Origin of the sequence: Azospirillum halopraeferens DSM 3675, from assembly GCF_000429625.1 — a bacterium.
Taxonomy (GTDB): domain Bacteria; phylum Pseudomonadota; class Alphaproteobacteria; order Azospirillales; family Azospirillaceae; genus Azospirillum; species Azospirillum halopraeferens.
The window spans coordinates 70891-76890 of sequence record NZ_AUCF01000028.1 but is presented as its reverse complement, the minus strand read 5'-3'; the positions used below and the strand labels follow the sequence as shown (position 1 = coordinate 76890).

Annotated in this window: 6 protein-coding genes and 2 tRNA genes; 3 read left to right on the top strand and 5 right to left on the bottom strand. The window is 71.1% G+C overall.

Translation table 11 applies throughout. The annotated features are described in order from the left end of the window. On the bottom strand, window positions 1-183 hold a 183-nt coding region (locus tag G472_RS0120240; RefSeq protein ID WP_029009827.1), incomplete at its 3' end, for a transposase. Window positions 184-390: 207 nt separating this feature from the next. Between G472_RS0120240 and G472_RS34540 the strand changes: the two genes are divergently transcribed. Further along, on the top strand, window positions 391-1209 hold the full coding sequence (locus G472_RS34540; protein WP_084536803.1) for a Fic family protein: 819 nt from the start codon (window positions 391-393) through the stop codon (window positions 1207-1209). A gap of 131 nt (window positions 1210-1340) precedes the next feature. Here G472_RS34540 and G472_RS0120230 read toward each other — a convergent pair. Together G472_RS0120230 and G472_RS0120225 are read right to left on the bottom strand one after the other, a co-directional pair. Then, window positions 1341-1416, bottom strand: a tRNA-Glu gene (locus G472_RS0120230). Between the two features lie 90 nt (window positions 1417-1506). Further along, window positions 1507-1582, bottom strand: a tRNA-Glu gene (locus tag G472_RS0120225). Between the two features lie 258 nt (window positions 1583-1840). Between G472_RS0120225 and G472_RS0120220 the strand changes: the two genes are divergently transcribed. Next, window positions 1841-3391 carry a sensor histidine kinase gene (locus G472_RS0120220; protein ID WP_029009826.1) on the top strand — a complete coding sequence of 517 codons (1551 nt, stop codon included), beginning with the start codon at window positions 1841-1843 and terminating at the stop codon, window positions 3389-3391. Window position 3392: 1 nt separating this feature from the next. Here the strand turns inward: G472_RS0120220 and G472_RS34535 are convergent, their stop codons facing one another. After that, window positions 3393-4430, bottom strand: a complete 1038-nt coding sequence (locus tag G472_RS34535) for a threonine aldolase family protein (protein ID WP_035693191.1) — start codon at window positions 4428-4430, stop codon at window positions 3393-3395. Window positions 4431-4443: 13 nt separating this feature from the next. Beyond that, window positions 4444-4821, bottom strand: coding sequence for a hypothetical protein (locus tag G472_RS34530; protein ID WP_051341073.1), 378 nt, complete (start codon window positions 4819-4821; stop codon window positions 4444-4446). A gap of 44 nt (window positions 4822-4865) precedes the next feature. Between G472_RS34530 and G472_RS34525 the strand changes: the two genes are divergently transcribed. Beyond that, window positions 4866-5897 (top strand): RluA family pseudouridine synthase, encoded by a 1032-nt coding sequence (locus tag G472_RS34525; RefSeq protein ID WP_084536802.1) that lies wholly within the window; start codon window positions 4866-4868, stop codon window positions 5895-5897. Window positions 5898-6000 lie beyond the last annotated feature (103 nt).

Below are 6000 nucleotides of genomic sequence, written 5' to 3'. Positions count from 1 at the left end.
CTCGCGGTAGCCGTTGCGCTGGTTGACGCGCTCCGGCGTGCGTTCGCCGTGTCCGGCGCCGCACAGGCCGTCGACCTCCAGGTCCATCAGGCGCTGCGCGACATAGCCGATCATCTCGCGCAGCAGGTCCAAATCAGAGCCCTTCTCCAGAAGCTCGTGAAGCGCCATTCTGTCCATGGTCATCGGGGTCCTCGCCAGTCTCGTTCAAGGTTGTGGTGACCCGAACCTACCGGAGATCCTCGATGACCGCCCCACTGTGGATAAGCGGCCCGCCTACGCCAGCTCTGGGGGGCGCTGCGGCGGGCCGCTTACCCACAGCTCGTACACCACCTCGGGGGACGCGGCCGGGGATTGCCTCCGGCAGGGCGGCACGTCGAGGGCATTGTCGAGATGATGCTCGACGCCACGCAGAACCATGAAGCACCCCTCAGCGTGGAACGGCTCTTCGACTGGCACGCGGCACTTTTCCCCACGGGGCGGAGCGGTATGCAACGCATTACGGTCGGAGCATGGCGCACGGAGAATGTCGGGCCGATGCAGGTCATTTCCGGTCCCTATGGCCGGGAACGGGTGCATTTCGAGGCGCCGGCGGCCAAGCGGCTTGACCGGGAAATGACGCTCTTCACCGAATGGTTCAATGGACAAGAACGACTCGATCCTGTCCTGAAGGCGGGTATTGCTCATTTGTGGTTCGTGACGATCCATCCTTTCGAAGACGGGAACGGGCGCATTGCGCGAGCGCTTGCCGATATGGCGCTGGCACGGGCCGATGGCTGCCGGGAACGCTTCTACAGCATGTCGGCGCAGATCGAAGCCGAACGGAGAACCTACTATGAGGAACTGGAACGGCAGCAGCGCGGCGATGCGGACATCACGGGTTGGCTGCTCTGGTTCCTCGAATGCCTGGGCCGGGCGCTCGGCGCGGCGGACGGCACGCTCGGCCGAATTCTTGACAAGGCGAAGCTCTGGAAATGGATCAATCAGGGGCCGATCAACGACCGGCAGCGCACCGTCATCAACAGGTTGATGGACGGCTTCGAGGGACACATGACCAGTTCCAAATATGCCAAGCTGGCGAAGTGTTCCCCGGATACGGCCCTGCGTGATATCCAGGGGCTGCTTGACCGGCGGATACTGTTTCAGAACCCGGGCGGCGGGCGAAGCACGAGTTATCGGCTTGCCCCCCCCGACGATCTGGACGAATGCTGATTGGCCCTTTCAGAAATCACGTCGGCTTCGAGCGGCTGGAGCATGCTGAAGGAGCGGTTCGGGATTTGGAACGGCTGATTCATCCATGCCGCCCAAGCTTTCGGATGCTCTGAACCACCCTGAAAGCAAGATGGCGTCCCCTAGGGGATTCGAACCCCTGTTGCCGCCGTGAGAGGGCGGTGTCCTAGGCCTCTAGACGAAGGGGACCCGGAGCCTTGGCCGCTGGGGCCTATGCATCGCGCCGTGCGGTGTCGCCATGGCGTTGCCATGATGACGGCAATCTCCGAGAAAGGAGAGTGGCGTCCCCTAGGGGATTCGAACCCCTGTTGCCGCCGTGAGAGGGCGGTGTCCTAGGCCTCTAGACGAAGGGGACGTCGTGCGGCGCGGAAGCCGTATGTAGCGAAGCGCCCGCGGGGGCGCAAGCACTTTTTTGCCGCTGTTCCATAGGGTGGAGAAAGGATTTGGCACGGGCCTCCGGTCGGCGCACAATCGCGCGTCGCTCACCACGACCGGACGCCGGGGCGCCCAAGGGCGCGCGCCGCGGGCCGGCGTCGGCCGGGGAGGACGGGAGCTGTCCGGACCGCGTATCCCTTCACCATCGCAAACACCGCCGCGCCCGGCCGAAGGCGGGGTGGCCGGGCGCACCGTCGTGGCGGCCCTGACGTTGGTGGCGCTGCTGTTCCTCCTGGCCCTGCTGCTGACCGGCCTGTTCATCTGGCAGGGCCACCGCGACGCACGGGCCGCCGTGCACGCCCGCGCCGCCAGCGCCGCCTATTCCGCCGCGGCCCACGCGCGCTGGTTGGTGGAAGCCAATCTCCAGGCCCTGCGGCGCGTCGCCGAATCGGTGGGCGGGCGCCCCGAACCGGGCGGCGAAGCGACCATCCGGGACCTGTCCGACGCGGTCGCCGCCCTGCCGGGGGCGGTGCCCATCTGGGTGTTCGACGCCAACGGCGACTCCGTCCTGAGCAACGAGCCGCAACTCGGCCCGGCCAACGCCGCCGACCGGTCCTATTTCCGGGCCCTGCGGGACGGGCAGGAGTGGCACATCGGGCCGCTGCTGGTGGGTGCCCTCTCCGGCCGCAAGATCTTCCCCATCGGCCACCGCCTGGAACGCGACGGGCGGTTCGCCGGCGCCGTCGTCGTCTTCGTCCCGGCGGACCCGCTGGCCGAATTCTGGGAGTCGATGCAGCTCGGCCCCGGCTCCACGGTCGGCCTGCTGCGCGACGACGGCTGGCTGGTCGCCCGCCACCCCGTTCCCGACCGGGCGGTGGACCTGTCCGGCTACGTGCTGTTCACCCGCTACCTGCCGGAGTCGCCGCACGGCGTCTACGAGGCCGCGGCGTCGCCCGCCGACGGGGTCTCGCGGCTCGTCGGCTATCGCCGGGTGGATGGCCTGCCCCTGGTGGCCGTGGTCGGCATCCCCGCCAGCACCCTGGCCGCCAGCGCCCGGCAGCGCATGGGGGAGGTCGGGCTGATCCTGGCACCGGTAGGGCTGGGGCTGCTGCTGGTATCGGTGTGGGTGGTGCGGCTGCTGCGCCGGGAGGAGCACATCCGCCGCGCCCTGTCCGGCGCGCTGGAGGACAACCGCGTGCTGCTGCGCGAAGTGCACCACCGCGTGAAGAACAACCTGCAAACCGTGTCCGCCCTGGTTCAGCTCCAGCCCGGACCGGCGGAGGGCAAGGAAGACCTGATGCGCCGCATCGCCGCCATGGCGGCGGTGCACGAGCACATCTACGGCTCCGACCGGTTCGACGGCGTCGACGTGGCCGAGTACGTCCGCACTCTGGTCATGCGCCTGCGCGAGGGCTACGGCTCCGCCGCCGCGGTGCACTGCGCGCTCGACCCGGTGGCGGTGGACCCGGACAAGGCCCTGCCGCTGGGCCTGATCGTCAACGAGGTGGTGTCCAACGCCTTCAAGCACGCCTTCCCCGACGGCCGCGACGGCTCCATCTCGGTGACCCTGCAGGCCGTACCCGGCGGCCCGGCCGTGCTGCGGGTGCACGACGACGGCGTCGGCTACACCCCCGACGGCGGCTCCGGCATGGGCAGCCGCCTGATCCGCAGCCTGGCCGCACAGATCGGCGGAACCGTCGAGTTCCGCCAGGACGGCGGCACGCTGTTCGCGCTGACCTTCCCGCTGCGCCGCGCCACCGACGAAGAACCGGCGGCGCGGGCGGCGTGACTCAACCTGCCCCGGAGCCGGCCGCGGCCCGGATGGCCGCCTCGACGGCGACCGGCGGCGTGTCGAAGGCGGTGACGAGGCGCAGCACCGCCCCCTCCCAGCGATAGAATCCGATCCCCGCGGCGGCCAGGGCGGCGATGGCCGGCTCCGGCAGCTCCACGAACACCTCATTGGCCTCCACCGGGTGGACCAGGCGCGCCCCGGGCAGGGCCGCCAGCCCGGCGGCAAGGTCGCGGGCCCGGGCGTTGGCGTGCCGCGCCAGGCGCAGCCACAGCCCGCCGGCCAGCCACGCCTCCAACTGGGCTGAGACGAAGCGCATCTTCGACACGAGATGGCCACCCCGCTTGCGGCGGAATCCGAAGCCCTCCGCCGCCGCCGGATTGAAGAACACCACCGCCTCCGCCGCCAGGGCGCCACCCTTGGTGGCGCCCAGCGACAGGGCGTCGACGCCGGCCTTCCACGTCGCCTCGGCCGGCGTGCAGCCCAGAAAGGCCAGCGCGTTAGCGAATCGCGCGCCGTCCATGTGCACCGCCATGCCGTGGCGGTGCGCCACCGCCGCCAGGGCCGCCACCGCGTCGGGACGGTAGGCGGTGCCGGCCTCCGTCGCCTGGGACAGGGTCAGGGCGGCCGGCTGCACGCGGTGCACCGACCCGATGCCGGCCCCCGCCAGCGCCCGCTCCAGGTCGGCGGGGTCGAGGCGGCCGTGCGCCCCCGCCAGCCCCACCAGCTTGGCACCGCCGGTGAACAGCTCGGGCGCGCCGCACTCGTCGGTGTTGACGTGGCTGTCCGCGTGGCAGTAGACGGCGCCGTGGGGCGGCGCCAGCGCCGACAGGGCCAGCGCGTTGGCCGCGGTGCCCGTGGCCACGGGGAAGACCGCCACGTCCGTCTCGAACAGCTCGGCCAGATGCCGGCCGACGCGTTCGGTCCAGGGGTCCTCGCCATAGGGGGCGGCGGTGCCGCGGGCCGCCGCGGCCAGGGCGTCCACCACCTCCGGCACGGCGCCGGCCACGTTGTCGCTGCGGAAATCGTAGACGATCATCGGTGGTTCCGGGCTATTGAACGGGAACGGCGGGAGGAATCGGCGGAACGGTCGGCGGGGCGGGCCGCGGGGCGGCGGCGCCGGTGGTGACCACCGGCCCCACCGTGCCGTCGCGCGGATCGAGGACGTACAGGCGCTCCGCCCCGTCGGGAACGGTCACGCGGAACACCACCCGGGTGCCCACCGCCAGCATCTCGGCGATGCGGGCACCGGGGGGCAGGCCCAGCGCGATCTCCCCCGCCGTGGTGACCGACAGGGCCGGCCGGTCATCCGCGGCCTCCGCCGGCTCGCCGGAACGGGTCATTCGCTTGTAGACTTCGAGCCCCAGATAGACGTAGCCGAGGACGATGAACACGCCCATGATGATGACGGCGGCCTTGAGAACGCGCACGGATCGGGTCCACGGTGGTGGCAGGGAACGACAGGAGCCGCGCCATGCACCCCGCCCCTGATCCCGGAGCGGCCGCCGGCCCGGCGGCGGGCGGCAGCGCCCGCCACGCCGGCACCGTGCCGCCCGAGGCGGCCGGCGAGCGGCTGGACAAGGTGCTGGCGGCGCACGTCCCCGAACTGTCGCGGTCGCGCATCCGGGCGCTGCTGGAGCAGGGCCACGTGCGGCTCGACGGGCGGACCATAGCCGACCCCTCGCAGAGGGTCAAACCCGGCCAAAGTTTCGACGTTTTCGTGCCCGAAGCTGCACCGGCGCTGCCCGAGGCGCAGGACATCCCGCTGACGGTCGTCTACGAGGATGAGGACGTGCTGGTGATCGACAAGCCACCCGGCCTGGTGGTCCACCCCGCCGCCGGCAACCCCGACGGCACGCTGGTCAACGCGCTGCTGGCCCATTGCCGCGACACCCTGTCGGGCATCGGCGGCGTGCGCCGGCCCGGCATCGTCCACCGGCTGGACAAGGACACCAGCGGCCTGATGGTGGTCGCCCGCAACGACCGCGCCCACCACGCCCTGACCGCCCAGTTCTCCGACCGCTCGCTCAGCCGCACCTACCACGCCCTGGTGTGGGGCGTCCCGTCGCCCCGGGAGGGGACGGTGGACGCCAACATCGGGCGCTGCCCCGCCGACCGCAAGAAGATGGCGGTGGTCGGCGAACCCGCCGGCAAGCGGGCGGTCACCCGCTACCGCGTGCTGCGCGCCTTCGGCCGCGGCGCGGCGCTGGTGGAATGCACGCTGGAAACCGGGCGCACCCACCAGATCCGCGTCCACATGGCCCACATCGGCCACCCCGTGGTGGGCGACCCCCTGTACGGCCGCGGCCGCCCGGCGCGGGCCCGCGGGGCCAACGCGGCCGCCCTGCCGGAACCCGCCCGCGATGCCCTTGTTGGGTTTCCCAGACAGGCCCTGCACGCCGTCGCCATCGCCTTCGTCCATCCGGCGAGCGGTGAGACCGTGCGCTTTTCCGTTGGCCTGCCGGACGATTTCCGGGGATTGATTGACGCGCTTGAGCGAATATGAACGGCTATCCCCATGCCCGCGCGTGGGGTATTGTTTCGAGAGTGGAGAGAGCGCCCATGCGTGGCACACCAGGACGCAGCCAGGGATCCGGCCGGGTATGCAG